Source organism: Amycolatopsis pretoriensis (assembly GCF_900107925.1).
Lineage (GTDB): Bacteria > Actinomycetota > Actinomycetes > Mycobacteriales > Pseudonocardiaceae > Amycolatopsis > Amycolatopsis pretoriensis.
In genome coordinates this window covers 1,213,407-1,239,904 of record NZ_FNUJ01000001.1, presented here as the reverse complement: position 1 = coordinate 1,239,904, position 26,498 = coordinate 1,213,407, and the positions used below count along the sequence as shown (strand labels likewise).

The following is a 26,498-nucleotide window of genomic DNA, read 5'->3' as shown; positions in this document are numbered from 1 at the left end:
CCCGGCATGAGCAACCGGTGGCCAGCTAGGGTCTCCCGGGTGAGGGAAGCCGCCGAACTGACCCAGCTCGAACCCGTCCCCGCCCGCCGCGGCGCCCCGAAGCACTGCGGCTGGTGCGGCCGCCGCCTGCCCGAAGCCGGCAACGTCGGCCGCCGCCGCCGCTACTGCGGCCAGTCCTGCCGCCAACGCGCCTACGAACGCCGCACCGCACTCCAGCGAAGCGGCCTGCCCGAAGACGCCGTCGTCCTCTCCGACACCGAGATCGCGGCCCTGCAGGACCGCCTCTTCCAGCTCAGGTGCGCGGCCGAAGACATCGTCACCGCCGCCGACGACGGCGCCGACCCCCGCGAACTCAGGGGACTGGCCGCCGAGATCGCCCGAGCCGCCAAGGACCTCGAACAACTCCGCTGACCCCGGCCGGTGTGTCGCGACCTCACCCCAACCCATCCAGGGCCCGGTACGTCCGGTTGCTCGCCGCCGCCGCACGCTGCTCACGACCCGTCGCCTCGATGTAGTTCTGGCTCGTCGCCAAGCTCGCGTGCCCCAGCAACGCCATGATCTCCGAAGCCGACGCGCCATCCTCCGCCAACCTCGTCGCGAACGTGTGCCGCAACGCGTGCAGATTCGCCCCCACCGGCACCCGATCGTGCAACCCCGCACCCCGATAACACGACTTCACCAGGTACTCCAGCGCACCCCGCCCGATCGGCTCACCCGACCGATCCAGCAGCAACGGCGAACCAGGGGAGGACCGCGCACTCGGGAACCGCACCCGGCACGACTCCCGGTACCGCTCGATCAGCTCCGCCAGCACCGGCTGCACCGGGATCGACCGATCCCGGCTGCCCTTCCCCTTCACGTGCAACCGCAGCTCACCCGCACGCCCCACCAGCGACCGCCCCGTCAACGCCCGCATCTCCGCCGCCCGCAACCCCGCCACCAGCCCCAGCGCGATCACCAGCACGTCCCGCTCCGGCCACGGATCCCGCGCGCGCCGCGAACCGGCGGCCGCCGCCGACAGCAGCTGCTCCGGGGTTTCCTCACCCCGCAACGGTTTCGGCGTCAACGCCGGCGTCCGCGGCCGCGCCACCGCACCCATCGGATTGCCCTCCAGGAGCCCGTCCGCCACGCAGAACGTCAGGAACTGGTTCCACGTCGACCACGCGCGCAGCACCGAGCTCTTCGCGTGCCCGTCGGCGAAGACGCCGAACACCGCCCGCAGCGCCGGCCCGGTCAGGTCGGCGACGTCGAGGTCCTCGGCCGGGCGGCCGTGCTCGGAAACCAGGAGAGTGGTGATCCCGGCGAGGTCCCGGCGGTAGGCGTCGGTGGTGTGCGGAGAGTCCTTGCGGGGCCGGCGGGCCGCGAAGAAGGCTTGCTGGGCCTCGGAAACCTTCATGTGGATCTTGTACCGCACACCATCGACAGTTTCGGGCGCCGGGTCACTCTCCCGGTTTCATGCATAATGGCAATTATGCATGAAATGTCGGTTTAGCCCGGAACGGCTTCCCGGGGGATCTCAGGGGCCCTCGAAGACGATTTCGACCCCTGAACCGCCCCTCGGCACGCACGGCGGGGATGCGCACATATGTTCGAGAGGCTGTCGGCTGCCTCAGGGGGCCGAGCCGTCCAGGGAGATCGACTGAGTCCGCCGCGTCAGCGTCGCCGACCCCGAGCGGTCCGGCCGGAAACCTGAGGAGAAGCCGTCCTGGCGAACCGAACGCGTCTGCCGGGATTCCCGCCTTCGGCACCCCTCCCGGCTCGTCGCCGCAGCGTGTCCCTAAGTGCCGATAATGTACATTATGTCAAGTAGCCTCAGTGCCAGTCGCTGATCATCACGTCCCGCGGTGCCGGGGCGCCCTCCCCGGTCTCCAGCAGCTGCTTGAGGCTCATCAGGTAGCTGGCCCACTTCGTGCTGCAGTGGTGCATGAACTCGCCGGCCTCGCGCCAGTCTTCGTGCTTGAACAAGACGATCGTGTGATCCGCGCGCTGGTCGATGTCCCAGCGGATCGTCGTGCCGATCCATTCGGGCGGGCCGTCGACGACCTCCCAGCGGACGAGCCGACCCGGGTCGAGCTCGGTGACCTTCATGTCGAACCCGCCGGGGATGAAACGGAACGCGATGACGCCGCCGAGTTCGGTGTCCCCCACGGTTTTCTCGGTCCACCAGGCGGAGAGGCCGTCGAGGGTGGTGAGTGCTTCGTAGACCTTCTCGGGTGAGGACTTTTCGATGCCGATGCGGTGCAGGATGTCCATTTTCTAGTTCTTCTTCCGTTCGATGGTTTCGGCGATGCGCTTGATGCGCTGGAGGCGGGCGTCCCAGGTCTTGCCGACGTCGGCGAGCTGGGCGGCGGCGCGGGCGAGCTGGGTTTCGTCGACGTGGAACTGTTTTTCGCGTCCTTCGGGCCGGGCGTGGACGAGGCCGGCGCGGTCGAGGACGGCGAGGTGCTTGGCGACGGCTTGGCGGGTGACCGGGAGGTGTTCGCTGAGGCTGGTGGCCGTTCCCCCGCCTTCGCTGAGGAGCAGGTCGAGCATGCGGCGGCGGGTGGGGTCGCCGATGGCGGACCAGAGGTCGTCGTCGACGGCGGTGGTCACCGGGTGGCTCCCGCCTTGGCGGCGGTGGCGGGGATGCGGGGCAGGAAGTGGTCCCAGCCGCTGACGTGGTCGGCGTATTCGGCGGCGATCTTGGCTTCGTCCCAGCCGCGTTCGCGGAAGCCGGTTTCGGTCATGCGCAGGCGGGTGCCGGTGGCGGTGGGTTCGAGTTCGAAGACGACGAGGAAGGAGTTGCCTTCGGTGGCGGTCTCCCCCTCGGCGTGGGTCCAGCGGAAGGAGAAGAGTTTGGGTGGGATGGCGTCGACGACGGTGAAGCCGACTCGGGCGTCGCCGAAGCTGATGTGGCCCGCTCCCCCGGGTTCGACGGGGTAGTCGGCTTCGTCGGGCCACCAGTCGCGGACGTGTTCGGGGTTGCTGACGACGTTGAAGACGGTGTCGGGGGTGGCGTCGATGTGGATTTCGCGTTCGAGTGTTCCGTGGTCCATGGTGCTCCTCGTGCAACGTTTGGTTGCTTGTTACGGTAGCCGGAGCGGCGGCGATGCGCAACCATCGGTTGCTTGTAGGTCTTTCTGCACCCAGGCGACGTCGCGCCACGCGCCGTGTTTCCAGCCGACGCGGCGGTAGACGCCGGCGGGCTCGAAGCCGAGTGCGCGGTGCAGGCCGGCGCTGGCGTCGTTCGGGAGGGTCATGCCGGCGAAGGCGCGGCAGAATCCCTTGTGTCGCAGGCGTTCGAACAGGGTTTCGTAGAGGGCGCGGCCGCCGCCGGTGCGGTGGCGGCCGCGTTCGAGGTAGATGCTGGTTTCGCAGGACCACTGGTAGGCGGCGCGTTCGGCGAAGGGGTGGGCGTAGGCGAAGCCGGCGACGTGGCCGTCGTCTTCGAGGACGATCCAGGCGTGCGCGTGGGCGATGCGGCGGGCCATCTCGGCGGCGGAGGGTGGTTCGGTTTCGAAGGAGATGACGGTGTCGGTGACGTAGGGCGCGTAGACGGCGGCGCACGCGGCGGCGTCGGTGGGGAGGGCGTCTCGAATCATGGCTCAGATGGTAGCCAGATTGGGTCGTATAGTATCCAGGTTTATGACCGATCCCCTGACTCTGCGCTTGGCTGCCACTGTTCACGCGGCTCGGACGTCCCGAGGTCTGTCGGTGGCGGTGCTCGCGGAGCAGTCCGGTGTTTCGCGCGCGATGATCGGCAAGATCGAGCGGGGTGACGTGCAGCCGACGGCCGCGTTGCTGGCGAAGCTGTCGGCCGCGCTGGGCCTGACGTTGTCGGAGCTGATCGCGCGGGCGGAGGGCGACGAGCGGCGGCTGGTGCGGGCGGCGGAGCAGCCGGTGTGGGTGGACCCGGATTCGGGGTACCGGCGGCGGGCGGTCTCCCCCGCGGGCGGGCGTCCGCTGGAGCTGGTGGAGGTCGAGCTGCCGCCGGGTGCGGAGGTGCCGTTGGCGGCGGGGACGTATGCGTTCCTGCACCAGCAGATCTGGGTGCTGGCGGGGCACCTGCGGTTCCACGAGGACGCGGTGGTGCACGAGCTGGCCGCCGGGGACTGCCTGCAGCTGGGGCCGGCGGCGGACTGCGTGTTCGCGAACCCGGGGCCGCTCCCCTGCCGGTACCTGGTGGCGCTGGTGAAGCGGTGATCCGGAGTGTTCAGGGCGACGCTGCAGTAGCGAGAATGGCCGGCGTGGAGCGGGTGCTGGTGCTGGGCTGCGGCGGTTCGGGGAAGTCGGTGTTCGCGCGGCGGCTGGGGGTGCGGACGGGGTTGCCGGTGGTGGAGCTGGACGCGGTGTTCTGGGAGCCGGGCTTGGCGGGGCTGTCGCGGCCGGAGTGGGTGGCGCGGCAGCGGGAGCTGGTCGTGGGTCCGAAGTGGATCCTGGACGGTGACCTCGGGCCGTACGACGCGCTCGAGGTGCGCTTGGCGGCGGCGGACACCGTGGTGTTGCTGAACCTGTCGCCGGTGCGGTGTGCGTGGCGGGCATGGCGGCGGGGCCGGGAGCGGTGGGACTTCTGGTGGTGGGTGCTGACCTACCGGTGGCGGCACCTGCCGAGGGTGCGGCGGGCGTTGACGGAGTCCGGTGTGGAGGTTGTCGAGCTGCGGTCGCCGCGGGCGGTGCGCGAGTTTCTCAGCGCAGCTTGAGCGCGGCGACGGACGAGTCGAGCCACGCCTCCAGGAACCGTTCCGGCTTCAGGTCTCCCGGGGTGTGGCCGATGAGCACGTCGAGGATCGGGTAGTACGTCAACGACGCGACCAGGACCGCGGCGGTCGCCTCGGGGTCGGGCACCGCCGCTCGTCCGGAGTCGCGCAGGGTGGTGATCCACTCCGTCCCCCGCCGGGACGCGGAGGGCCTCGCGGGGGTCCTCCGGCAAGCGGGCGTCGGCGGTTTCGGCGGTGCGGGCGGTCAGGCGCGCGAGGTTGTCGTGCACGGCCGCTTCCAGGACCGCCGCTGTGGGATCCGGGTGGCGCGGCGGATCGCGTTCGGGTTCGCCGCTCCCCTGCGGCCGCTGCTCGAACCGCTGCTGCGGCGGAAGCTGCCGGCCGACGTCGAGGCCGAGGTCCGGGGCGCGAAGCGGCTGCTGGAGCGTTGACTGAAGCAATGAATCAGTGCTTCACTTCTTGACGTGCCCTACCGCCGCACCCCGAAGGTGCAGGAACGCCTCGACGCCCAGCGCGCGACGATCGTCGCCGCCGCGACCGAACAGCTGGCCGAACACGGCTACGGCGGCTGCTCCGTCGCCGCGGTGGCCGAGCGCGCCGGCGTCGCCGTCGGGAGCGTCTACCGGCACTTCCCCACCAAAGCCGACCTGGTCGTGCACGTGTTCCGGCAGGTCGTGACGCGGGAAGTCGACGCGGTCCGGGCGGTGTCCGCGCAGCCCGGCGAGCCCGCCGAGCGGGTGCTGGCGGTGTTCGAGACCTTCGCCCAGCGCGCGCTTAAGGCCCCGAGGCAGGCCTACGCCCTGCTCGCCGAGCCGGTCGACGCGCTGATCGACGCCGAGCGGCTGGAGTTCCGGCGCGCGTTCACCGAGGTCGTCGCCGAGCACGTCGCGGCCGGTGTCCGGGACGGCTCGCTGCCGCCGCAGGACGGCCGGCTCACCGCCGCCGCGCTGGTCGGCGCGGCCGCCGAAGTTCTCATCGGCCCGTTGACCAGCGGCAACGCCGGTGACGTCGCCGAGCTCCGCACGTTCGTCGTCCGCGCTCTAGGAGGTTCCGATGCCCGCCACGCATGAGGTCACCAACCAGGTCCCGCCGCTGGCCGGCCACGACGTCGCCGACGACCCGGCGCTGGTGGCCGGGCTGGAGCGCGCCGGGGCCGGCTGGGCGGCGGAGGAGCTGCACGAGCTGGGCCGGCTGGCCGGGAGCGAGCGGGCCCAGGAGTGGGGCCGGCTGGTCAACGAGAACGAGCCGGTGCTGCGCACCCACGACCGGTACGGCAACCGGATCGACGAGGTGGAGTTCCACCCGCACTGGCACGACCTGATGACCGTCGCGGTGTCGCACGGGCTGCACGGGACGGCGTGGCAGGACCCGCGCGAGGGCGTGCACGCGGCGCGCGCGGCGAAGTTCTACGTGTGGGGGCAGGTCGAGGCGGGGCACAGCTGCCCGATTTCGATGACTTACGCGGCGGTCCCGGCGCTGCGGGCCAACGCGGAGCTGGCCGCGCGGTACGAGCCGCTGCTGGCGGCGACCGTGTACGACTTCGGGCTGCGCGAGCCGAGCACCAAGCGTGGCCTGATCGCAGGCATGTCGATGACGGAGAAGCAGGGCGGGTCCGACGTCCGGGCCAACACGACCACCGCGACGCCGAACGCGGACGGCAGCCATTCCCTCGTCGGGCACAAGTGGTTCACCTCGGCGCCGATGTCGGACATGTTCCTGACGCTGGCCCAGGCGCCCGGCGGGCTCTCGTGCTTCCTGCTCCCCCGCGTCCTGCCCGACGGCTCGCGCAACCCGATCCGGCTGCAGCGGCTGAAGGACAAGCTGGGCAACCGGTCGAACGCGTCGTCGGAGATCGAGTACGACCACGCGGTGGGCTGGCTGGTCGGCGAGGAGGGCCGCGGGGTCCGCACGATCATCGAGATGGTCAACAACACCCGGCTGGACTGCACGCTCGGCAGCGCGTCCGGGATGCGGCTGGGCGCGGTCCGCGCGGTCCACCACGCGACGCACCGGTACGCGTTCGGCAAGGCGCTGGTCGACCAGCCGCTGATGGCGAACGTGCTCGCGGATCTCGTGGTCGAGTCCGAAGCGGCGACGACGGTGGCGATGCGGCTGGCCGCGGCGGGCGACCGGCGCGGCGACGCGCAGGAGCAGGCGTTCCGGCGGCTCGGCCTGGCGGTGTCGAAGTACTGGGTGTGCAAGCGGGCGCCGATGCACGCGGCCGAAGCGCTGGAGTGCTTCGGTGGCAACGGGTACGTCGAGGAGTCGGGGATGCCGCGGCTCTACCGCGAGGCGCCGCTGTCGTCGATCTGGGAGGGATCGGGCAACGTCGCGGCGCTGGACGCGTTGCGGGCCATGGGCAAGCAGCCGGAGTCGGTCGCGGCGTTCTTCGCCGAGGTCGAGCAGGCGGCCGGCGGGGACGCGCGGCTGGACGACGCCGTGGACCGCGTCCGCAAGGAGCTGACCGACCTCGACGGCATCGAGTACCGGGCGCGGCGGGTGGTCGAGGCGATGGCGCTGGTGCTGCAGGGGTCGCTGCTGGTGCGCCACGGCCACCCGGCGGTCGCGGACGCGTTCTGCGCGACGCGGTTCGGCGGCGACTGGGGCCTCGCGTTCGGCACGCTGCCGGCCGGGGTGGACACGGCCGCGATCATCGAGCGCGCCGCGGTGCGTTAGCGGCCGAGCGCGTCCAGGGCTCCGGCGACCGCGGCGGCCCGCAGGTCCTCGACCGGGGCGTCGGGGAACTGCATGCAGACGTCCTGCAAGCCGCCCAGCGCGAGGACCGCGCGGGCGGCCTGCTCGAGCGTGGGCTCCGGGCCGCAGATGAGGTCGGTGAGCCGTTTGCGCCAGCCCAGCACGCGGTCGATCAGGCCGAGGTCGGCCAGCGTCGGCATCTCGGCCAGCAGCATGATGACCGGCGCGCGGTGGCGGTAGTTGAAGTCGAAGAACCCCTCGATCAGCTCCCGCACCGGAAGGTCGCCGCGGGCCTCGACGTCGAGGAGGAACTTCTCGCCGTCGTCGAGCAGTGGCTGGATGATGCTGCGGACGAGGTCGTCGCGGGACGGGAAGTGGTAGTAGAGCGCGGGTTTGGTGATGCCCAGCCGGTCGGCGATGTCCTGGAGGCTGGTGCGCTGGACGCCTTGGGTCGCGAAGAGGTCGCGGGCGGCGTCGAGGATGCGCTGTTTGGTGTCGGAGGTTTTCGGCACGGGTCACAGCATAACTGACTTAACGATAGGTAAGGAGCTGTGGTACACCTTACCTACCGTTAAGTCAGGGAGGTTTCTCGTGGGGATTCTCGTCTCGGGGGCCAGCATCGCGGGTCCGGTGCTGGCGTACTGGCTCACCCGCCACGGCTTCGACGTCACCGTCGTCGAGCGCGCCCCGGTGCTGCGCAAGACCGGCGGCCACGCCGTCGACCTGTTCCGGCCGGCCGTGGAGATCACCGAAAAGATGGGCGTACTGGGGCGCGTCGAAGCCCTCAAGACCGGCACCACCCGCATGACGCTGCACCGGGAAGGCACCCGCCGGCCGGCCCGGGTGGACCTGGCGAAGATCTACCGCGCCACCTCCGACCGGCACGTCGAGGTCATGCGCGACGACCTCAGCGAGATCTACTACGACGCCGGCCGCGACGACGTCGAGTACCTCTTCGGCGACTCGATCACCGCCATCTCCCCCGACGGCGAGGTCACCTTCGAACACGCCGCGCCGCGGAAGTTCGACCTCGTCGTCGGCGCCGACGGGCTGCACTCCCACGTCCGGCGGCTGACCTTCGGCGAAGAGGCCGGGCTGACGAAGTTCATCGGCGCCTACCTGGCCGTGCTGTCCCTGCCCGACACGCTCGGCCTCGGCGACGGCGAGACCGTCATCCACCTCGGTGCCGGACGCACCGCCGGGTTCTACAGCGCCCGCCACCTCGACGAAGCTCGCGCGGTGTTCCTGTTCCGCCGCGACGAACAGCTCGACTACCACCACCGGGACGTCCCGCGGCAGAAGGAACTCCTGAGTCAGGCCTACGCCGGGATGCACCCGCAGGTCGACGGCTGGCTGGCCGAACTCGACGGCCCGGGCCCGTTCTACTTCGACTCCATCACCCAGCTGCAGCTGCGGACGTGGTCACGCGGGCGCGTCACGCTCGTCGGCGACGCCGGCTACTGCCCGGGCCCGGCGGTCGGCGGCAGCACCAGCCTCGCGGTCCTCGGCGCCTACGTCCTGGCCGGCGAGCTGGCCGCGGCCGGCGGCGACCACACCCGTGCCTTTCCCGCCTACGAACGGGAAATGGGCGAGCTGGTCGACAAGAGCCGCGCGTTCGCCGTCGGCGCCGCGAAGAGCCTGATCCCCGCCACCCGCGCGGGGGTGTGGGCCCTGGCCCGCGGCGGCCAGCTGATCTCCGCGCTGCCGGCCCGCGTGACGACGGCGCTGGCGAAGCTCAACACCGGCGGCGTCCGGATGCACGACTCGATGCGGGTCAAGGACTACGCGGTCACGCCCGTGGGCTGAGCCCGTCGGCGAGGATCTCGATCATCCGCTGGTTGTAGGCCAGGTCCTCGCCGCGCACCGGCTGGCAGAGCAGGGCCACGGCGTGCAGGAGGTCTTTCGCGCTGACGTCGGCGCGCACCTCCCCCGCCGCGGCCGCCGCGGCGAGCAGGGCGGCCAGCACCGGCTCCATCCGTTCCATGAAGTAGCCCGGCAGGGCGTCGAAGGCCGGGTCGCCCGAGTGCAGTGCCGTGGCCAGCCCGCGCTTGGCGCCGACCAGCTCGGTGTAGCGCCGCAGCCACTCCCGCAGCGCCGCCCCGGGCGCGTGCGCGGCGCCGAGCACCGGCCCCGCGTCGGCCAGCACGTCGATCTCGCGCTGCAGCACGGCCGCGACCAGGTCCGCGCGCTGCGGGAAGTGCCGGTAGAGCGTGCCGACACCGAGCCCGGCCAGGTCGGTGATCTCCTTCGCCGGCGCGTCCACGCCCGAGGTGGCGAACACGCGTTTCGCCGCCTCGAGCAGCGCATCGACGTTGCGTTGCGCGTCGGCCCGCCGCCGGCGCGGCGTGCTGCTCTCGGTCACTGTCTCCTCCGGGTAGCTAAGCGGAAAGGGTTTCCGTATAGTTGCGGAAAAGCTTTCCGCTTAGCTACGAGCGTACTCCCGAGGAGTCCCCATGCAGTACCGCACCCTGGGCCGGACCGGCATCCAGGTCAGCCCCTACGCCCTGGGCACCCTGATGTTCGCCACCTCCATCGGCAACGCCGACCCCACCGACTCCGCCCGCGTCCTGCACAAAGCCCTCGACGCCGGCATCAACTTCGTCGACACCGCCGACGCCTACGGCGACTCCGAGGAAATCGTCGGCAAGGCACTGGAAGGCCGCCGCGACGACGTCGTGCTCGCCACCAAGTTCGGCCGCCCGACCGGGCAGGACCCCAACCACCAGGGCGCGTCCCGGCGCTGGATCGTCACCGCCGTGGAGCACTCCCTGCGCCGCCTGCGCACCGACCACATCGACCTCTACCAGCTGCACCGCCCCGACCCCGCCACCCCCGTCGACGAAACGCTCGCCGCGCTGACCGACCTCCTGCACAGCGGGAAGGTCCGCGCGATCGGCGCGTCCGGGACCCCCGCCGCCGGCATCGTCGAAGCCCAGTGGGCCGCGGCCCGGCACGGCCTGACCGCCTTCCACACCGAGCAGCCGGTCTACTCCCTGCTCAACCGCGGCATCGAACGCGAGCTCCTGCCCGCCACCCAGCACTACGGGATGGGCACCCTCGTCTGGGGCCCGCTCGGCCAGGGACTGCTCACCGGCCGCCCGCACGACCAGCTGCGCCGCGCCGGCCTGGTGCGCCACCTCGAGGACGAGAACCGGCTCGCCGCCGCCGGGAAGTTCGCCGCCCTCGCCGCGGAAGCCGGCCTGCCCCCGACCCACCTCGCGATGGCGTTCACCATCGCCCACCCCGGCGTGACGAGCGCGCTCCTGGGTGCCCGCACGATGGCCCACCTCGACGACCTGCTGGCCGGCGTGGACGTCACCCTCTCCGACGACTTGCTCGACCGGATCGACGAGATCGTCCCGCCCGGCACCGACATCGGCGTCCTCGACCAGACCTTCCAGCCCCCGGCACTGCGGCGCCCGGACCTGCGCCGCCGGCCGCTCGGCGACCGCGCGGCCGCGTGAACCGCTAGGAGCGGAACGGCTCGGCCGCCTGCCGGATCCGCCCCACGTACCGCTCCCACCACGCCGCGTCGCCGATGTCGTCGTGGTCGCCGCCGCCGCGGCCGTCGATCAGCTCCCGGACGATGTCGGCGTGACCGGCGTGGTGGGCCGTCTCCGCGGTCGTGCGCACCAGCAGCGAACCGAACGTCGTCTCCCGGCGGTCCGCCGGCCACCACGGCACCGACGCCGGCGCGTCCAGCGGCAGCAGCTCGAGCGTCTCGTCGGTGTGCCGCCACGCCGTGCGGTACAGCCCGACCAGCTCCTCGCGGGACTCCTCCGCCGTGGCCCACATGTCGGCGCCGTCCCAGATCGAGCCGTCCTCGACCCACGGCAGCCGGACCGGGGCCGGGCGGCCCACGCAGTCGCCGAGCGTGCCCAGCTCGATCCCGGCCAGGTGCTTGACCAGGCCCAGCAGGTTGGTCCCCGTCGGCGTCACCGGACGGCGGATGTCGTACTCGCTCAACCCGGACAACGACGCGAGCACGTTCTCGCGGTTTTCCTGGAGGTAGCGGTGCAGATCGGCGGCAAGGGCGTCCATGCGCGCACGCTAGCGCCGGGCACCGACGGAAACCGGGCGGGCGCGCGGGAAGGCGGCCCCGCGCGCCCGCACCCCCAGTGGGCCCCGGCGGAAAGCCCGCCGTAGCGGACAGGAGACAACGAGGATCACGCTGGATACCGCGTAACCCCACGAAAATCCCTGGCTTGACGCGGGCTCGATCCGTGAAGAAGCGTCAGCCGATCAGCAGCCCCGGATCGGCTTCCGGCGGACCCGAAGGCCACCACTCGCCGTCCTCGCGCCGGTACGGGTGCCAGCGGCCCGCCCGGTCCAGGCGCAGCTGCACCTCCCCGGCCGTGCACCGGTTGCGCTCGAACACCGGCTCCTCGTCGACGAGCGCCGCCCGGGCCGCCGCGAGCGCCGCCTTCGGCGGGTTCCACGCCGAATCCAGGACTTCGAGACCGGCCCGTCCGCCGTGCGTCCAGGCCGCCACCGCCCGCTCGAACTCACGCCCCTCGCCCAGCCGCGAAGCCGCCGACGGGAACCGCGCGGCCAGCCGGACGGTGTCCAGCCGCCGTCCCGGCCAGGGCTCGCCCGCCAGCACCGCCCGGGCCTGCGCGGAGGCGTGCGCGGCCAGCAACGCGAACGCCTCCGCGGGCACGCCCGGCGCGGCCGGGATCGACGGCGCCCCCGACGGGGCGAACTCCGCCAGGTCCGGCAGCACCCCCGGCGTCCGGTCCCCGACGACCAGCTCCGCCCGTGGCGCCGTGCGGCTCTCCAGCTCTTCCCGGATCTCCCGTTCGCCCTTGCCCCGCATCAGCAGCAACACGAACGGGTCCGCGTCCAGCAGCCACGACGCCTGGAACGACAAGGCCGCCGCGTGCCGGCACGGCAGCTCCCAGCCGGGGCAGTCGCACTCCGGATCCAGGTCCCCGATGTCCGGCAGCAGGTGGACCCCGGCGTCGTCGGCCGCCGTCACCAGGTCGCGGGGCATGTCCCGGTCCAGCAGCGCCGCCAGGTGCCCGGCACGGGAGGCCACCCGGTCCAGGAACCGCGTCCAGTCCGCTTCCGACAGCACCGCCAGCCGCAGCTCGGTGCGGAACGGGCCGCCGTCGGCGTCGTCGACCACCGCCGCGATCCGGCCCGGGCTCACCGTGATCGGCCCGACCAGCCCGGCCGCGGCGTACTTGCGCCCGGCCTTGAGCTGACGCAGGTCCAGGGCGGTGTCCTCCATCGCGCGCACCCACGCCCGCCCCCACCACGTCCGGGCCAGCCGGCCGCCCGCGCCGAACGCCGGGAAACCGCGTACGTCGTCGCTCATCCGCGGCTCCTCAGCTCGACGAGCTCCGCGAGCTCGGTGTCGGTCAGTTCCGTCAACGCCGCCTCACCGCCGGCCAGCACCGCCTCGGCCAGCGCCCGCTTCTCCCGCAGCATCGCCGCGATCCGGTCCTCCACGGTGCCCTCGGCCACCAGCCGGTGCACCTGGACCGGGCGCGTCTGCCCGATCCGGTAGGCCCGGTCGGTCGCCTGGTCCTCGACCGCCGGGTTCCACCAGCGGTCGAAGTGCACGACGTGGTCGGCGCGCGTCAGGTTCAGCCCCGTCCCGGCCGCCTTGAGCGACAACAGGAACACCGGCACCGCGCCGTCCTGGAACCGCTGGACGAGTTCGTCGCGACGGGCGACCGGGGTGCCGCCGTGCAGCAGCTGCGTCCCGATCCCGCGCGCGGCCAGGTGCTGCTCCAGCAGCCGGGCCATGGCGACGTACTGGGTGAACACCAGCACCGCGCCGCCCTCGGCGAGGATCGTCTCGAGGAGCTCGTCGAGCAGTTCGAGCTTGCCCGACCGGCCGCCGGGCTCCTTGAGGTACTGCGCCGGGTGGTTGCAGATCTGCTTGAGCGCGGTCAGCAGCTTGACGATCCGGCCGCGCCGGGCCATGCCGTCGCTCGCGGCGATATCGGCCATCATCTCCCGCACCACCGCCTCGTAGAGCGCCACCTGCTCCGCGCTCAGCGCCACCGGCCGGTCGGTCTCGGTCTTCGCCGGCAGCTCCGGCGCGATCCCGGGGTCGGATTTGCGGCGCCGCAACAGGAACGGCCGCAGCAGCCGCGACAGCCGCTCGGCCGCGGCCGGGTCCCCGGCTTCGATCGGTTTCGCCCAGCGCGCCCGGAATTCCGACAGCGATCCCAGCAGGCCCGGCGCGGACCAGTCGAGGACCGCCCACAGCTCCGAGAGCGTGTTCTCCACCGGCGTGCCGGTCAGCGCCACCCGCGCGGCCGCGGGCACCAGCCGCAGCGCCTTCGCCGTCTCCGACCGGTGGTTCTTGACGTGCTGGGCCTCGTCGGCGACCAGCAGCCCCCACGAGATCCCGGCCAGTGGCGCGGGATCGGCGCGCAGCGTGCCGTAGGTCGTGAGCACGAACCCGTCGACGTCCTCGAGCGAGCGGGCGGTGCCGTGGAAGCGCCGCACCGGCACGCCCGGGGCGAACCGGCGGATCTCGCGTTCCCAGTTGCCCAGCAGCGACGCCGGGCACACCACCAGCGTCGCCCCCGATGCCCGGTGCAGGTGCAGCGCGATCAGCGTGACCGTCTTGCCCAGCCCCATGTCGTCGGCGAGGCAGCCGCCGAGACCCAGGCCGGTGACGGTGGCCAGCCACTGCAGCCCGCGCAGCTGGTAGTCCCGCAGTGTCGCGGCCAGCCCGGCCGGCGGCACCTGGGGCTCCGGCGGCGCCGAGAGCCGGTCGCGCAACCGCGCCAGCCAGCCCTCGGTGACGACCTCGACGTGCTCGCCGTCGACCTCCGTCGTCCCGGTCAGCACCGCACCGAGCGCGTCGACCGGTGTCAGCGGCTTGAGCGTCCGGTCCCGCGCCTTCGCCGCCAACGCCGGGTCGACCAGCACCCAGCGGTCCCGCAGCCGCACCACCGGGCGGCGGGCCTCGGCGAGCGCGTCGAGTTCCGCCTCGGTCAGCACCTCCCCACCCAGCGCGAGCTGCCAGTCGAAGGCCAGCGCCCGGCCGCCGCCGAAGAACGACGGCAAGTCGCCCGGGGTGTCCCCGGCGGTGACCACCGCTCGCGCGGTCAGCGAGCCGGCGAGCTCGGCCGGCCAGTGCACGTCGATGCCGACCGCCGCCAGCCGCGGCGCCGCGGTCGCGACCAGCTCGGTCACGTCGTCCCCGCCCAGCACCAGCTCATCGGGCACGGCCGAGGTCAGCAACGGGCTCAACGCCGGCCACACCTGCGCGCCGCGCCGCAGCGCCAGCACGACGTCGATGCGGGCCCGCGGCCCGAACCGGCCCGTCTCCCACAGCCGCGCCGCGTCGGCGACCTCGCCCGGTTCGGCCAGGCTGTGCACCTGCACGACGGCGTGGAAGCGGCCGGTGTCGAACCCGTCCGGCGCCTCGACGCGCAGCGACACCCGGATGCCCGAGTCGAGCCCGGCCGCCAGCTCGTCCGCCCAGTCCCGCAAGGACTCCGCCCGCTGTGGGGCGATGGCGGCGAACAACCGTGTCCCGGCCGCCTTCGCCGCGGCCGGCGTGCGGGGCAGGGTGTCGGCGACGGCGTCGAGGAACGCCCGCAGCAGCGGTCCCGGCGCGCGTTCGTCCACCGGCATCGCGGCCGCGAGGTCCCGCAGCCAGGCCGCTTCCGCCGGCTCCAGGGGGCCGACGCGCCAGGCGTCGTGCCCCGCGTCGGTCACCCCCGGCAGCAGCCGCCCGGCGGCGACCAGCCGCAGCGCCGCTTTCGCCGCGGTCGCCCAGAACAGCACGGACGGATCGGGGTCCGCGGTGGCGAGCAGTTCCCGCAGACCGTCCGCAATGGACAGTTCCCGGTCGTCGAGCACCAGGCGACCCGCTCGCGGCGGTTCACCCGGCAGGAAATCGGCGTTCAGTTCCCCAGCCTCCCGTATCGGCGGACCGACAGCGGCACGAACACCGCGAGCAGCACCAGCGGCCACGCCACCGCCATCAGCACCGCATGCGTGCTCACCCAGGACGTCCCGGCCGCGCCCGGGTTGCCGAACAGCACCCGCGCCGCCGTCACCGTGGAAGACAACGGGTTCCACTCGGCCACGGTTCCCAGCCACACCGGCATGGTCGCGGTCGCCACGAACGCGCTGGAGAGGAACCCGAACGGGAACTCCAGCGTCTGCGCAAGCGTCACCATCGCCGGATCGGTGGTCAGCAGGCCCAGGTAGACGCCGGCCCACACCAGGGCCGTGCGCAGCAGGAGCAGCAACCCGAACGCCGCGAACGTCTCGGCCAGGCTGCCGTGGGGCTGCCAGCCGACGGCGAACCCGCAGCCCAGCAGCACCGCCAGGGCGAGCACCGCGTTCACCAGGTCCGCCGCGACCCGGCCGGTGAGGACCGCCGAGGGCGCCATCGGCAGCGACCGGAACCGGTCGGTGACGCCCTTGGTGGCGTCGTCGAGCACGGCGATCATCGTCCCCGACAGGCCGAAGGCCATGGTCATCGCGAACATCCCCGGCATCAGGAACTCGCGGTAGGAGCCACCGCCGGGCACGGTCATCCCGCCGCCGAGCAGGTAGGCGAAGATCAGCACCATCAAGATCGGGAACGCCACCACCGTGGCCAGCCGCGCCGGGCGCCGGGCCAGCTGCGCGAGGTAGCGGCCGGTCAGCGTCCAGCCGTCTTCGAGGGCCCACCTCATCGCGTCACCTTTCCGGTCAGCTCCAGGAACACTTCGTCGAGCGTCGGGTGCCGCAGCGCGACGTCGGCGACCGCCAGTTCGGTCGCCGCCAGCTCGCGCACGAGGTCGGTCAGCATCGCCGGTTCCGCCGGTGCGCTGACCCGCAGCTCCTCGGTGACCGGCTCGGCGCCGGTGACCCGGGCCAGCAACGCCGTCGCGGCGTCCACTTTGTCCGGATCGGTGAGGGTCAGCTCGATCCGGGTCGCGCCGAGGGAGCCCTTCAGCTCGGCGGGGGTGCCTTCGGCGATCACGCGGCCGTGTTCGACCAGCGAGATGCGGTCGGCCAGCCGGTCGGCCTCCTCCAGGTACTGCGTGGTGAGCAGCACGGTGGTGCCGTCGGCGACCAGGGACCGCACCGCGCGCCAGACCTCGGTGCGGCTGCGCGGGTCCAGCCCGGTCGTCGGCTCGTCGAGGAACAGCACCCGCGGGGCGGCCAGCAGCGACGCGGCCAGGTCGAGGCGTCGCCGCATCCCGCCGGAGTACGCCGACACCGGCTTCGCGCCGGTGCCGGCCAGGTCGAAGCGCTCGAGCAGGTCGTCCGCGCGGCGCCTGGCCTCGCGACGGCCGAGGTGGTGCAGCCGGCCGAACAGGATCAGGTTCTGGCGTCCGGACAGGATCTCGTCGACCGCGGCCTGCTGGCCGACCAGCCCGATCGAGGCGCGCACTCGCGCCGATTCGGTGGCGACGTCGAAGCCGGCCACGCGCGCGGTGCCCCCGTCGTGACGCAGCAGGGTGGACAGCACGCGCACGGCCGTGGTCTTGCCGGCGCCGTTGGGTCCCAGCAGGCCGTGCAGCGACCCGGCCGGGACGGAGAGATCGAACCCATCGAGGGCGTACGCATCGCCGTAGCGCCTGCGAAGTCCCTCGGCGTGGATCTGCGGAGTCATCGAGCCCCTTAACTCTGTACCATGTACGAAGAAAAGCGTAGCACAACTCTGTACGGCGTACGAGAATCCGGTGGGCAGAATGAGCGGCGTGAGCACCGAGGACAACGGAGACGGCGACCCGCGACGGGCGATCGAGCTGCTCTGGGGCGTGCCGGGACCCCCGCGCCGCGGCCCGAAACCCAAGCTGACCACGGCCGACGTCGTCGGGGCGGCCATCGCGCTGGCCGACGCCGACACCATCGACGCCGTCACCATCCGCCGCGTCGCCGAGCAGCTCGGCGTCTCCCCCATGTCCCTCTACACCTACGTGCCGGGCCGCGCCGAGCTGCTGGACCTGATGATCGACCACGCCCACGGCGAGCTGCCCGTCCCCGACCCCGCGCTCGGCTGGCGCGCCGCGCTGACCGCGATCGCCGAGGACCAGTGGGCGCTGTTCCACCGCCACCCGTGGCTGCTGCAGGTCACCACCAGCCGCTCGGCGCTGGGCCCGCACAGCTTCGCCAAGTACGAACGCGAACTGCGCGCGGTCGAGGGCATCGGCCTCGACGACGTCGAGATGGACGCCGCCGTCGCCCTCGTCACCGGCCTGGTGCGGACCACCGCGCGCAGCTCGCTCGACGCCGCCCGCCTGGTCCGCACCAGCGGCCTGACCGACGCTCAGTGGTGGGAGCGCGCCGCGCCGGTGCTGGCCGGCATCCCGGCGGCCGCCGCCGAGCACTACCCCCTGGCCTCGCGCGTCGGCCAGGCCGCGGGCGAAGCCCACAACGCCGCCGAAGACCCCGCTTACACCTTCCGCTTCGGCCTCGCCCGCGTCCTCGACGGCATCGAAACGCTGATCACCGCCCGGTCGCAGCGCGCGTCAGAGCGTCAGGAGTAACTTCGCGGGCCGCCACGTCCCGCCGTCCGGCGCCCGCGGCACGTCACCGGCCAGGGCCAGATCCGGGAACCGCCGGAACAGTGCCGAAAGCGCCACCTCCGTCTCCACCCGCGCGATCGACGCGCCCAGGCAGAAGTGCGGGCCGTGGGAGAACCCGAGCTGAGCCGGCCCGGAGCGCGTCACGTCCAGGCGGTCCGCGTCGGCGAACACCCGCGGGTCGCGATCGGCACCCACCATCGCCGCGGTCACCCGCTCGCCTTCGCGGATCAGCTGCCCGTCGATCTCGACGTCTTCCCGGGCGAACCGCGGCGTGGTCAGCAGCTGCGGGCTGCAGAAGCGCATCAGCTCCTCGACCGCGCCCGGCCACCACCCGGGGTCCGCGCGCAGCAGGTCCAGCTGGTCCGGGTGCCGCAGCAGCGCTTCGACGGCGTTGGCGATCAGGTTCACCGGCGTCTGCCCGGCCAGCACGAGGTGCCAGACGAGCGTGACCAGCTCGGTGTCGGTGAGCCGGTCGCCGTCCTGGGCGTGGACGAGGTCGCCGATGAGGTCGTCACCCGGTTCCGCCCGGCTGCGCGCCACCGCCTCCTTCGCGCCCTCGATGATCGCCGGGATCGCGGCCGCGAAGTCCGGACCGGCCCCGCCCGCGACCGCGGCGCCGTACTCCCGCCAGCGCGGCCGGTCGACCTCGGCGATCCCCGCCATTTCGCAGATGACGTCCATCGGCAATGGCCGGGCGAAGTGCGGGATCAGGTCGACGACGCCGTCCTCGGCGTGCCCGGGCAGCTCGTCGAGCAGCCGCTCGGTGAGCGCCGCCAGCCGCGGGCGCAGCTGCGCCGCGCGCTTCGGGGTGAATGCCGGCGCGACCAGCCGGCGCAGCCTCAGGTGCTCGGGCCCGTCCTGCTCGGCCATGGTCCGCATGTACTCGAGGCAGTGCTCGGGGATGCCCGGCGGGCGCATGAAGCTCTCGGAACGGACCTCGAAGCGCGGGTCGGCCAGCATCGCGCGGGCCTCGCGGTAGCGGGTCAGGGCCCAGAACGGCCCGAAGCCGGGGATGACGAGCCGGGCCAGTGCACTCACTTCGCGGGCCTGGTCGTAGGCGGTGAACGGGTCAGTCAGGACCTTGAAGTCGGTCAGGTCGATCTCGGGGGTCATCCACCACTCCAGATGTTGATATCAGATGTTCTAATCATCTCAGTGGTCACGGTATCTTGGCTCGCGACGCCACGGCAAGGAGGACGATGGTCAGGCTCAGCAGGGCGGAGACCCAGGAACGCAACCGCGCGAAGGTCCTCGCCGCCGCCCGCGACGAGTTCGCCCGGCGCGGCTTCCGCGAGGCGAAGATCGACGTCATCGCCGACCGCGCCGAGCTCACCCGCGGCGCGGTCTACTCCAACTTCCCCGGCAAACGGGCCCTGTACTTCGCCGTCCTGGCCGACCTCGCCGAACGCGCACCCCGGCCCGCCACCCCACCGGCCGAACCCACCGCCGCCGACGCCCTCGCCGCGTTCTCCCGCGCGTGGGTCGCCCGCCTGCCCCTGGCCACCGACGCCGACAGCGGCGACGCCCGCCTCGGCCGCGACCTGGTGCCCGAAATCCTCGCCGACGAGCACACCCGCCGGCCGTTCGCGCAGCTCATGCGCGTCGACGCGATCCTGCTCGGGCTCGCCCTGGAACGGCTCCGCCCGGGCCGGCGGCTCGTGCGCGTCGCTGAAGCCGCGTTGACCACGCTGCACGGCGCGACCCAGCTCGCCGCGGCCGCACCCGGCTTCGGCGAGCCGTTCCACATCGTCACCGCCTGCACCGCGCTGCTCGACCTGGACCTCGACGACGACTGGCCGGCGACCCCGCCCATCACCCCCCAGGCCCGGCCCGCCGACGAGCCCTGGACCCCGCCGGCCGCGACCGACCTGCTGACCGGCGAGGTGTTCCGACCCGGCGACGGCGTCGTCACGGTCCTGGGCCTGCACCGCGCCGCCGCCTTCGAAGAAGCCGTCCGCACCGGCGCCGACGTCACCGCCGTGCTCGTCACCAGCGACCCCGCCGAGCTCGCGCCCCTGGCCCGGCTCGCCGTCGCCGACCTGCGCGGCTGCCTCGACCAGGCCGTCGCGCCCCCGGCCCGGCCCCGCCTGCGGCTGGTTTGCGACGCGGCGGGCGAACTGGCCGCGGCCGCGGGCGTCACCGCGGTCAGCGACGCCACAGAAACCGCGGTCCGAGTCGAGAGCGGCCGCATCGTCGCGCGCGCCGAAGGTTTCGGCGCCTGCCACGCCGCGGCGGTCGGTTCCGGACCCGGCCGTTCGTCGGGTGGGTGACCCGGCGCGAAGGAGGCACGGTGGACGTCGAGACCGCGCTCGCGGAAGCGTTCCGCGAGGAGTGGGGCCAGGTCGTGGCCACGCTCATCCGGATCACCGGCGACTGGGACCTCGCCGAAGAGTGCGCGCAGGACGCGTTCGCCCTCGCCCTGCGGACCTGGCCCCGCGACGGCGCCCCGGACCGGCCCGGCGCGTGGCTGACCACCGCCGCCCGCAACCGCGCCACCGACCGGCTGCGCCGCGACACCGTCGGCGCCGCCAAGCTGCGGGAGGCCGCCCTCATGCATGTCCCTGACGAGCCGGACCCGGATGACTCCGGCGTCACCGACGACCGGCTGCGGCTGATCTTCACCTGCTGCCACCCGGCGCTGGCCACCGAAGCCCAGGTCGCCCTCGCCCTGCGCACGCTGGCCGGCCTCTCCACCGCCGAGATCGCCCGCGCGTTCCTCGTCCCCGAAGCCACCATGTCCCAGCGGCTCGTGCGGGTGAAACGCAAGATTCGCAACGCCGGGATCCCCTACCGCGTCCCGCCCGCGCACCTGCTGCCCGAACGCACCGCCGCCGTCCTCAGCGTGCTGTACCTGACGTTCAACGAGGGCTACTCCGCCAGCGCCGGCCCCGACCTGCTGCGCCCCGACCTCGCCGCCGAGGCCGTCCGACTCGCCCGCGTCCTGGCCGGGCTGATGCCCGACGAACCCGAGGTCCTCGGCTTGCTCGCGCTGATGCTGCTGCAGCACGCCCGCCGCGCCACCCGCGCCGGCGCCGACGGCGAGCTCGTCCCGCTCGAGGAACAGGACCGCACCCGCTGGGACACCGGCGAAATCACCGAAGGCACCCGGCTGCTGGAGACCGCGCTGCGCCGGCGGCAACCCGGGCCGTACCAGGTCCAGGCCGCCATCGCCGCCTGCCACGCCACCGCCGCCCGGCCCGCCGACACCGACTGGGCCCAGATCGCGGGCCTCTACGGCGAACTGCGCAAGTTCGTCCCCAGCGCCGTCGTCGAGCTCAACCGGGCCGTCGCGGTCGGCATGGCCGACGGCCCGCTCGCCGGGCTCGCCCTGCTCGACGAGCTCGACCTGGCCGGCTACCACCTGCTGCCCGCCACCCGCGCCGATTTCCTCCGCCGCCTGGGCCGGACCGCCGAAGCCGCCGAGTGGTACGCGAAAGCCCGCGACCTCGCGCCCACCGACGCCGAACGCGCCTACCTCACACGACGGATTTCGGAGGTGGTGTCGGTCCCGGGCGAGCCCGTTCGTCGGTCGGGCGAACCACGATCTCCGGAGGAACGCCCATGACCACCCTCGCCGCCCCCGGCGCCACGCTCACCTACGACGTCACCGGCCGCGGACCGGTGCTGCTGCTGGTCCCCGGCGGCCCCGCCGACGCCGCGGTGTTCACCGCGATCCGGCCGCAGCTGGCCGAAGACCACACCGTCGTCACGTTCGACCCGCGCGGCCTCGGCCGCAGCCCGCTCGACGGCGAACCCACCGGTGACACGATCCGCGAACACGCCGAGGACGTGCACCGCCTGCTCACCGAAGTCGGGCCCGCGGACGTGTTCGCCAACAGCGGCGGCGCCATCACCATGCTCGACCACGTCGTGCGCCACCCCGGCGACGTCCGCACGGTCGTCCTGCACGAACCGCCCGTCACCCGTTACGCGCCCGCCGGTGCCCTCGACGGACCCGACATCCCCGCGCTGTTCCGCGACCAGGGCCTCGCCCCGGCCTTCGCCGCGTTCATGACCACCCTCGGCATCGACCCCGCACCGCCGCTCGACCCACGCGCCGAAGGCAACTTCGCCTACTTCTTCGGCCGGCTGATGCCCGCCACCGGCGCCTACGACCCCGACCTCGACGCGCTGCGGGCGACGTCCGCGCGGCTCGTCGTCGCCGTCGGCGAGAAGTCCGGCGGGCAGCTCGCCCACGAAACCGGCCTCGGGCTGGCCGCCGACCTCGACCTGAAGCCGGAACTGTTCCCGGGCGACCACGGCGGCTTCATCGCCGAACCGGACGCCTTCGCCGCGCGGCTGCGCGAAGTACTGGAAGGACGCTGAAGTGCGGTACCTGCTCCTGATCGCCGGCGACGAAACCGCCGAAGAACACCAGTACGACGGGTGCGACGGCTGGGGCGAAGACCTCGCCCGCCGCGGCAAGATCCACGGCGGCGGCGGCCTGCGCCCACCGTCGGAGGCCACCACGATCCGCGTCCGTGACGGGGAAGTGCTGCTCACCGACGGCCCCTTCGCCGAAGCCAAGGAACAGATCGGCGGCTACGTCGTCCTCGAGTGCGACGACCTCGACGAAGCCCTGGAGATCGCGGCGAAGCACCCGGCAGCGACCTACGGCAGTATCGAGGTCCGACCCGTTTTCGTCCCGGAGGAGCCCTGATGCCGTCCATAGTGGACCGGCCGGCCCAGTCCTACGTCGCCGAGCGCGCCACCCTCGGCCTCGAGGAGTTCCCGCGCATCGCCGACCGGCTGCCACCCCTGATCGGCACCCTCGCCGGACACGGGATCGTCCCGGCCGGGGCGCCGTTCTTCCGCTACCGCGTCCTGCACCCCGGCATGCGGTTCACCGTCGAGGCCGGCGTCCCGATCGAGGGCGGCTTCACCCCCGAGGAGCCGGCGTTCCTCGGGGAGGTCCTGGCCGGGAAGTACGTCCTGGACACCTACGTCGGCGCCCCCGACGGCCTGGTGGCCGCGACCGAAGCGGTCCTGACCTGGGGCGCCGCCGAGGGCGTCACGTGGGACGTCACCGAAGGACCCGACGGGCAGGAGTGGGGCGGGCGGCTGGAAGTGCTGCGCACCAACCCCCTCGAAGTGCCCGACCCCACCCAGTGGGTCACCGACCTGCTCTTCCGCCTGGCGGACTGATCAGCGGCGGGTGAGCACGGCCGCGACCAGGCAGCCGAAGCCGGCCGTGCTCACCACCGCCCGCAGCACGTTCCAGCGCACCCACACCGCCTCGAAGTTCGCGCGCACCGCCGCGTAGTCGTCGCCACCGGACTCCAGCGCGTTGTTCAGCGGGATGTTCACCACCGCGGTGATCACGATCATCGCCACCAGGCACGCGAACCCGGCGATCACCCACGGCCGCGGCCCGGGATTGAGGAAGATCGCCACCCCCGCCAGCAGCGGGGCGCCCAGGAACGTCAGCATGAAGACCGGGTTGACGATCGCGACGTTGATCCCGCGCATCGCCTCCACGAACGTCTTGTCGTCGCCGCGCCCGATCCCCGGCAGCACCGAGCACGCGTAGGCGTAGAACAGCCCCGCGATCAACCCGGCCGCGACCAGCGCGGCCACCAGCACCACTGTGGACATCGGCCTCTCCTTCCCCGTCACCGGGCCCAGACCCCGGTCGCCGCCGCGTCCCGCGCGAAATCCGTGAAGTCCGTCGCCGGCCGCCCCAGCACCCGCTCGACGTCCGAGGTCACCGACTCGTTGCGGCCGTCGAGCACCCGCGCGAACAGTTCGGTCAGCGCCCCGGCTTCTTCTTCCGGGACGCCGTACTCGACCGCCGCGGCCGCGTACTCCTCGGCGGAAACCGGAACATAGCGGACATCCCGCCCCGACGCGGCCGCGATTTCCGAGGCCGCGTCGGCGAAGCTCAGCAGCCGCGGCCCGGTCAGCTCGTACAGCTGTCCCGTGTGGCCGGGTTCGGTCAGCACCTTCACCGCGACGTCGGCGATGTCGCGGACGTCCACGAACGGCTCGGTCACCGTACCCGCCGGCAACGCGATCTCGCCGCCGCGCACCGCGTCGAGCAGGAAGTGCTCACTGAAGTTCTGCGCGAACCAGCTGCACCGCAGGACCGTCCAGCCGGTCCCCGCCCCGGCCACGATCCGCTCGCACGCCTCGGCCTCCGGTTCGCCGCGGCCCGACAGCAGCACCAGGTGCCCGACGCCGTGCGCCACGGCCAGTTCGGCGAACGCCCGGATGTCGGCGGCCGCCTCGGGCACCACCAGGTCGGGGTAGTAGGTCAGGTAGACGGCGTCGACGTCCTTCAGCGCCGCCACCCAGGTCTCGCGATCGCTCCAGTCGAACGGCGGGGCCCCGCGCCGCGACGTGATCCGCACGCCCGCGCCGCGCTCCCGCAGCCGGTCCGCCACGCGGCGCCCGGTCTTGCCGGTGCCGCCCACCACCAGGAAGTTCGTTGTCATGTCCCTGAGTCAACCGGGCCGTGGTGAGACTCTCCATAGTTCACAGGCTCGATCGCATGTTCCAGCGTCTACACTGGCCGCCATGGATCCGCTCGCCGCACTCCTGGACGGCCCGCGCGCGCACGGCGCGTTCCTGCTCCGCTCGGTGCTGACCCCGCCGTGGTCGCTGCGCATCGAGGACCGGGCGCCGCTGACGGTGGTGTCGGTCGTGCGCGGCGAGGCGTGGATCGTCCCGGACGCCGGCGAGGCCGTCCTGCTGGGCGAAGGCGACGTCGCGATCGCCCGCGGCCCGGACCCGTACCTGGTCGCCGACCAGCCGTCGACACCGCCGCAGGCGCTGATCCTGCCCGGCCAGGAGTGCCGCACCCCCGACGGCGGCCACCTCACCGACTACGCCGACCTGGGCGTGCGCACGTGGGGCACCGGCGGGCCGGTCGTGCTGCTCACCGGCACCTACGGGATGGCCGGGGAGATCAGCAAGAAGCTGCTGGCCGCGTTGCCGGCGCTGATCGTCCTGCGGGCCGCGGACTGGCCGACGCCGCTGGTCGGGCTGCTGGCCGGGGAGATCGGCCGGGACGTGCCCGGGCAGGAAGCCGTCCTGGACCGGCTGCTCGACGTGCTGCTGATCGCGGCGCTGCGCGCGTGGTTCGACCGGCCCGACACGAGCGCGCCCGCCTGGTACCGCGCCCACGACGACCCGGTCGTCGGGCAGGCACTGCGGCTGCTGCAGCACCAGCCGACCGAGCCGTGGACGGTCGCGAAGCTCGCCGCGAACACCGGCGTGTCCCGGGCCGCGCTGGCCCGCCGCTTCGCCACGACGGTCGGGGAGACCCCGATGGCCTACCTGACAGGCTGGCGCCTGGCGTTGGCGGCGGATCTGCTGCGCCAGCAACCGGAGTCGACGATCGCCTCGGTCGCCCGCCAGGTCGGCTACGGCAGCGCGTTCACGTTGAGCGCGGCGTTCAAGCGCGAGTTCGGCGTCAGCCCGCAGGGGTACCGGACGGCGTGAGCGGCACGGAACTGTGCTCGTGGACGATCTTCCAGCCGTCCTCGCCGCGGCGAAAACCGATGGTGGCACGCACGGCCATGTCCACCTCGGTGCCGTCGGTCATCGTGCCGCGCACCTGGAACACGAAGTGCGCGAACCCGGCATCGCCGCCGGCGACCACTTCGAGATCCCGGATCCGCAGGTCGATCGCGGTCCGGTAGCCGCCGAACCACGCGCGCAGCCGGTTCCGTTCGACGTCCCGGCCGGTGTCGCGCAGCGGGCCGAGCGCGTCGAACAGCGTGACGTCCTCGGCGTACTGGGCCACCAGCGTCTCGACGTCCTTCGCCGCCACCGCGGCGACCCGGGATTCGACGAGCGCCGTGAGTGCCGCGGTCATCGCAGAGCCTCGCCCAGCCGGTCGAGCCAGTCGCCGGTGCCCTGCTCGCGCCAGGCCGGTTCTTCGGCGCCGTCGAGGAACGTGCCCTGCTCGGTGAGGACCAGCCGGGCGCCCTCGCCGTCTTCGGCGAGCTCGACCGTCGTGATCGAGACCGTGGCCAGGGCCTTGCCGCCGCTGAGCGTCGTCGAATAGACGATGCGCTGTTCCGGCACGATGTCGTGGTAGGTCGAGGTGACGGCCAGGGCGGTGCCGTCCGGGCCGGTGGCGCCGACGGTCTCGACCCCGCCGACGCGGAAGTCCAGCTCGTGGGTTCCGTCGGGGACGAACCAGCGCGCCTTCGCGGCCGCGTCCGCCCACGCGGCGAACACGCGGGACGGCGGGACGGGGTAGGTGCGTTCCAGCGTGAAGGTGGCGTGCGTGACGGTCATGTCGTGCTCCCTTCCGAGGGGTCCGAGGGCTCGGCGAGGAAGTCGCCGAGCCGGTCGAGCCTGCTCTCCCACGTCGTGCGCTGACGTCCCAGCCAGTGCTCGCCGGCGCGCAGCATCTCCGGTTCGATCCGGCAGGTCCGGACGCGGCCGGCCTTCTCCGACCGCACGATCCCGGCGGCTTCGAGCACCTGCAGGTGCTGCACCACGGCGGCGAGCGACATGGTCAGCGGCTCGGCGAGCTCGCTGACCGATGCCGGCCCGCGCACGAGCCGCTCCACCAGCGCCCGCCGCGTCCGGTCGCCCAGGGCGCGGAACACCAGGTCCAGCTCATGGTCAAGCATGTACTTAAGTTACGACC

34 protein-coding genes are annotated in these 26,498 nt (G+C 72.9%); 15 read left to right on the top strand and 19 right to left on the bottom strand.

From position 1 onward, the window contains the following. Nucleotides 1-39: 39 nt before the first annotated feature. Nucleotides 40-411, top strand: a complete 372-nt coding sequence (locus tag BLV96_RS05790; protein ID WP_086670657.1) for a hypothetical protein — start codon at nucleotides 40-42, stop codon at nucleotides 409-411. 22 nt (nucleotides 412-433) lie between these two features. On the opposite strand, the gene BLV96_RS05785 is transcribed toward BLV96_RS05790, so the two are convergent. The 5 genes from BLV96_RS05785 to BLV96_RS05765 all read right to left on the bottom strand — a co-directional run bounded on the left by BLV96_RS05785 (nucleotide 434) and on the right by BLV96_RS05765 (nucleotide 3,581). Next, a complete protein-coding gene (locus BLV96_RS05785) occupies nucleotides 434-1,414 on the bottom strand; it encodes a tyrosine-type recombinase/integrase (RefSeq protein WP_091388817.1) in 981 nt (326 codons plus the stop codon). A 398-nt stretch (nucleotides 1,415-1,812) separates the two neighbouring features. Continuing rightward, nucleotides 1,813-2,253: an SRPBCC family protein gene (locus BLV96_RS05780; protein ID WP_086685137.1), complete on the bottom strand. Its 441-nt coding sequence runs from the start codon at nucleotides 2,251-2,253 to the stop codon at nucleotides 1,813-1,815. A gap of 3 nt (nucleotides 2,254-2,256) precedes the next feature. Beyond that, nucleotides 2,257-2,592, bottom strand: a complete 336-nt coding sequence (locus BLV96_RS05775; RefSeq protein WP_086685134.1) for an ArsR/SmtB family transcription factor — start codon at nucleotides 2,590-2,592, stop codon at nucleotides 2,257-2,259. After that, nucleotides 2,589-3,035 (bottom strand): SRPBCC domain-containing protein, encoded by a 447-nt coding sequence (locus BLV96_RS05770; protein WP_086685131.1) that lies wholly within the window; start codon nucleotides 3,033-3,035, stop codon nucleotides 2,589-2,591. The genes BLV96_RS05775 and BLV96_RS05770 overlap by 4 nt, the downstream gene beginning before the upstream one ends. A gap of 30 nt (nucleotides 3,036-3,065) precedes the next feature. Next, the gene (locus BLV96_RS05765) at nucleotides 3,066-3,581 is read right to left on the bottom strand and encodes a GNAT family N-acetyltransferase (protein WP_086685128.1); all 516 of its coding nucleotides are present in this window, start codon (nucleotides 3,579-3,581) and stop codon (nucleotides 3,066-3,068) included. A 43-nt stretch (nucleotides 3,582-3,624) separates the two neighbouring features. On the opposite strand from BLV96_RS05765, the gene BLV96_RS05760 reads away from it, so the two are divergent. Continuing rightward, the gene (locus BLV96_RS05760) at nucleotides 3,625-4,182 is read left to right on the top strand and encodes a helix-turn-helix domain-containing protein (protein WP_086685125.1); all 558 of its coding nucleotides are present in this window, start codon (nucleotides 3,625-3,627) and stop codon (nucleotides 4,180-4,182) included. Between the two features lie 35 nt (nucleotides 4,183-4,217). Then, nucleotides 4,218-4,679: a P-loop NTPase family protein gene (locus BLV96_RS05755; protein ID WP_086685122.1), complete on the top strand. Its 462-nt coding sequence runs from the start codon at nucleotides 4,218-4,220 to the stop codon at nucleotides 4,677-4,679. On the opposite strand, the gene BLV96_RS05750 is transcribed toward BLV96_RS05755, so the two are convergent. After that, a complete protein-coding gene (locus BLV96_RS05750) occupies nucleotides 4,666-4,824 on the bottom strand; it encodes a hypothetical protein (protein ID WP_244180056.1) in 159 nt (52 codons plus the stop codon). The two genes, BLV96_RS05755 and BLV96_RS05750, sit on opposite strands and share 14 nt — an antisense overlap. Nucleotides 4,825-4,849: 25 nt before the next feature. On the opposite strand from BLV96_RS05750, the gene BLV96_RS50255 reads away from it, so the two are divergent. From BLV96_RS50255 to BLV96_RS05735, 3 genes are read left to right on the top strand one after another with little or no spacing between them, the layout of a single operon-like run. Further along, the gene (locus BLV96_RS50255) at nucleotides 4,850-5,128 is read left to right on the top strand and encodes a hypothetical protein (protein WP_086685116.1); all 279 of its coding nucleotides are present in this window, start codon (nucleotides 4,850-4,852) and stop codon (nucleotides 5,126-5,128) included. Between the two features lie 33 nt (nucleotides 5,129-5,161). Further along, complete coding sequence (locus BLV96_RS05740) at nucleotides 5,162-5,767, top strand: TetR/AcrR family transcriptional regulator (RefSeq protein ID WP_086685113.1); 606 nt, start codon at nucleotides 5,162-5,164, stop codon at nucleotides 5,765-5,767. After that, a complete protein-coding gene (locus tag BLV96_RS05735) occupies nucleotides 5,751-7,373 on the top strand; it encodes an acyl-CoA dehydrogenase family protein (RefSeq protein WP_086685109.1) in 1,623 nt (540 codons plus the stop codon). The genes BLV96_RS05740 and BLV96_RS05735 overlap by 17 nt, the downstream gene beginning before the upstream one ends. Here the strand turns inward: BLV96_RS05735 and BLV96_RS05730 are convergent. After that, nucleotides 7,370-7,903, bottom strand: a complete 534-nt coding sequence (locus BLV96_RS05730) for a TetR/AcrR family transcriptional regulator (RefSeq protein ID WP_086685106.1) — start codon at nucleotides 7,901-7,903, stop codon at nucleotides 7,370-7,372. The two genes, BLV96_RS05735 and BLV96_RS05730, sit on opposite strands and share 4 nt — an antisense overlap. A gap of 79 nt (nucleotides 7,904-7,982) precedes the next feature. Here BLV96_RS05730 and BLV96_RS05725 point away from each other — a divergent pair, with 79 nt between their 5' ends. Continuing rightward, a complete protein-coding gene (locus BLV96_RS05725; protein ID WP_086685103.1) occupies nucleotides 7,983-9,197 on the top strand; it encodes an FAD-dependent monooxygenase in 1,215 nt (404 codons plus the stop codon). On the opposite strand, the gene BLV96_RS05720 is transcribed toward BLV96_RS05725, so the two are convergent. Continuing rightward, nucleotides 9,181-9,753, bottom strand: a complete 573-nt coding sequence (locus tag BLV96_RS05720) for a TetR/AcrR family transcriptional regulator (protein ID WP_086685100.1) — start codon at nucleotides 9,751-9,753, stop codon at nucleotides 9,181-9,183. The two genes, BLV96_RS05725 and BLV96_RS05720, sit on opposite strands and share 17 nt — an antisense overlap. 91 nt (nucleotides 9,754-9,844) lie before the next feature. On the opposite strand from BLV96_RS05720, the gene BLV96_RS05715 reads away from it, so the two are divergent. Continuing rightward, nucleotides 9,845-10,855, top strand: a complete 1,011-nt coding sequence (locus BLV96_RS05715) for an aldo/keto reductase (protein ID WP_086685097.1) — start codon at nucleotides 9,845-9,847, stop codon at nucleotides 10,853-10,855. A 4-nt stretch (nucleotides 10,856-10,859) separates the two neighbouring features. On the opposite strand, the gene BLV96_RS05710 is transcribed toward BLV96_RS05715, so the two are convergent. The 5 genes from BLV96_RS05710 to BLV96_RS05690 form a co-directional block, all read right to left on the bottom strand. Next, nucleotides 10,860-11,432, bottom strand: coding sequence for a DinB family protein (locus tag BLV96_RS05710; RefSeq protein WP_091388814.1), 573 nt, complete (start codon nucleotides 11,430-11,432; stop codon nucleotides 10,860-10,862). Nucleotides 11,433-11,625: 193 nt separating this feature from the next. Further along, nucleotides 11,626-12,711: an SWIM zinc finger family protein gene (locus BLV96_RS05705; RefSeq protein WP_086682921.1), complete on the bottom strand. Its 1,086-nt coding sequence runs from the start codon at nucleotides 12,709-12,711 to the stop codon at nucleotides 11,626-11,628. Continuing rightward, nucleotides 12,708-15,224: a DEAD/DEAH box helicase gene (locus BLV96_RS05700; protein ID WP_086682918.1), complete on the bottom strand. Its 2,517-nt coding sequence runs from the start codon at nucleotides 15,222-15,224 to the stop codon at nucleotides 12,708-12,710. The genes BLV96_RS05705 and BLV96_RS05700 overlap by 4 nt, the downstream gene beginning before the upstream one ends. Nucleotides 15,225-15,268: 44 nt before the next feature. Next, complete coding sequence (locus tag BLV96_RS05695) at nucleotides 15,269-16,051, bottom strand: ABC transporter permease (protein WP_086682915.1); 783 nt, start codon at nucleotides 16,049-16,051, stop codon at nucleotides 15,269-15,271. After that, on the bottom strand, nucleotides 16,048-16,977 hold the full coding sequence (locus tag BLV96_RS05690) for an ATP-binding cassette domain-containing protein (protein WP_086682912.1): 930 nt from the start codon (nucleotides 16,975-16,977) through the stop codon (nucleotides 16,048-16,050). Before BLV96_RS05690 ends, BLV96_RS05695 begins: the two co-directional genes overlap by 4 nt. Nucleotides 16,978-17,056: 79 nt before the next feature. On the opposite strand from BLV96_RS05690, the gene BLV96_RS05685 reads away from it, so the two are divergent. Beyond that, a complete protein-coding gene (locus BLV96_RS05685) occupies nucleotides 17,057-17,854 on the top strand; it encodes a TetR/AcrR family transcriptional regulator C-terminal domain-containing protein (RefSeq protein WP_086682909.1) in 798 nt (265 codons plus the stop codon). Here the strand turns inward: BLV96_RS05685 and BLV96_RS05680 are convergent. Next, nucleotides 17,837-19,006 (bottom strand): cytochrome P450 family protein, encoded by a 1,170-nt coding sequence (locus BLV96_RS05680; RefSeq protein WP_086682906.1) that lies wholly within the window; start codon nucleotides 19,004-19,006, stop codon nucleotides 17,837-17,839. The genes BLV96_RS05685 and BLV96_RS05680 overlap by 18 nt on opposite strands. Before the next feature lie 86 nt (nucleotides 19,007-19,092). Here BLV96_RS05680 and BLV96_RS05675 point away from each other — a divergent pair, with 86 nt between their 5' ends. Genes BLV96_RS05675 through BLV96_RS05655 form a run of 5 tightly spaced genes read left to right on the top strand, consistent with a single transcriptional unit; the run spans nucleotide 19,093 to nucleotide 23,038 of the window. Then, complete coding sequence (locus tag BLV96_RS05675; RefSeq protein ID WP_091388811.1) at nucleotides 19,093-20,163, top strand: TetR/AcrR family transcriptional regulator; 1,071 nt, start codon at nucleotides 19,093-19,095, stop codon at nucleotides 20,161-20,163. A gap of 20 nt (nucleotides 20,164-20,183) precedes the next feature. Continuing rightward, a complete protein-coding gene (locus BLV96_RS05670) occupies nucleotides 20,184-21,458 on the top strand; it encodes an RNA polymerase sigma factor (RefSeq protein ID WP_091388806.1) in 1,275 nt (424 codons plus the stop codon). Further along, a complete protein-coding gene (locus tag BLV96_RS05665) occupies nucleotides 21,455-22,219 on the top strand; it encodes an alpha/beta fold hydrolase (protein WP_086678879.1) in 765 nt (254 codons plus the stop codon). Before BLV96_RS05670 ends, BLV96_RS05665 begins: the two co-directional genes overlap by 4 nt. 1 nt (nucleotide 22,220) lies before the next feature. Further along, nucleotides 22,221-22,553 (top strand): YciI family protein, encoded by a 333-nt coding sequence (locus BLV96_RS05660; RefSeq protein WP_086678880.1) that lies wholly within the window; start codon nucleotides 22,221-22,223, stop codon nucleotides 22,551-22,553. Then, nucleotides 22,553-23,038 carry a GyrI-like domain-containing protein gene (locus BLV96_RS05655; RefSeq protein ID WP_086678881.1) on the top strand — a complete coding sequence of 162 codons (486 nt, stop codon included), beginning with the start codon at nucleotides 22,553-22,555 and terminating at the stop codon, nucleotides 23,036-23,038. The genes BLV96_RS05660 and BLV96_RS05655 overlap by 1 nt, the downstream gene beginning before the upstream one ends. Here BLV96_RS05655 and BLV96_RS05650 read toward each other — a convergent pair whose 3' ends face one another. Both BLV96_RS05650 and BLV96_RS05645 read right to left on the bottom strand, forming a co-directional pair. Then, entirely contained in the window at nucleotides 23,039-23,488 is a 450-nt protein-coding gene (locus tag BLV96_RS05650; RefSeq protein WP_086678882.1) for an anthrone oxygenase family protein, read from the bottom strand. Between the two features lie 17 nt (nucleotides 23,489-23,505). Then, nucleotides 23,506-24,327 carry a Rossmann-fold NAD(P)-binding domain-containing protein gene (locus BLV96_RS05645; protein WP_086678883.1) on the bottom strand — a complete coding sequence of 274 codons (822 nt, stop codon included), beginning with the start codon at nucleotides 24,325-24,327 and terminating at the stop codon, nucleotides 23,506-23,508. A gap of 82 nt (nucleotides 24,328-24,409) precedes the next feature. On the opposite strand from BLV96_RS05645, the gene BLV96_RS05640 reads away from it, so the two are divergent. Beyond that, a complete protein-coding gene (locus BLV96_RS05640) occupies nucleotides 24,410-25,336 on the top strand; it encodes an AraC family transcriptional regulator (protein ID WP_086678884.1) in 927 nt (308 codons plus the stop codon). On the opposite strand, the gene BLV96_RS05635 is transcribed toward BLV96_RS05640, so the two are convergent. Genes BLV96_RS05635 through BLV96_RS05625 form a run of 3 tightly spaced genes read right to left on the bottom strand, consistent with a single transcriptional unit; the run spans nucleotide 25,308 to nucleotide 26,481 of the window. Further along, the gene (locus BLV96_RS05635; RefSeq protein ID WP_086678885.1) at nucleotides 25,308-25,712 is read right to left on the bottom strand and encodes a YybH family protein; all 405 of its coding nucleotides are present in this window, start codon (nucleotides 25,710-25,712) and stop codon (nucleotides 25,308-25,310) included. The genes BLV96_RS05640 and BLV96_RS05635 overlap by 29 nt on opposite strands. Further along, nucleotides 25,709-26,140: an SRPBCC domain-containing protein gene (locus tag BLV96_RS05630; RefSeq protein WP_086678886.1), complete on the bottom strand. Its 432-nt coding sequence runs from the start codon at nucleotides 26,138-26,140 to the stop codon at nucleotides 25,709-25,711. The genes BLV96_RS05635 and BLV96_RS05630 overlap by 4 nt, the downstream gene beginning before the upstream one ends. Beyond that, nucleotides 26,137-26,481 carry an ArsR/SmtB family transcription factor gene (locus BLV96_RS05625; protein WP_086678887.1) on the bottom strand — a complete coding sequence of 115 codons (345 nt, stop codon included), beginning with the start codon at nucleotides 26,479-26,481 and terminating at the stop codon, nucleotides 26,137-26,139. The genes BLV96_RS05630 and BLV96_RS05625 overlap by 4 nt, the downstream gene beginning before the upstream one ends. Nucleotides 26,482-26,498: the final 17 nt, after the last annotated feature.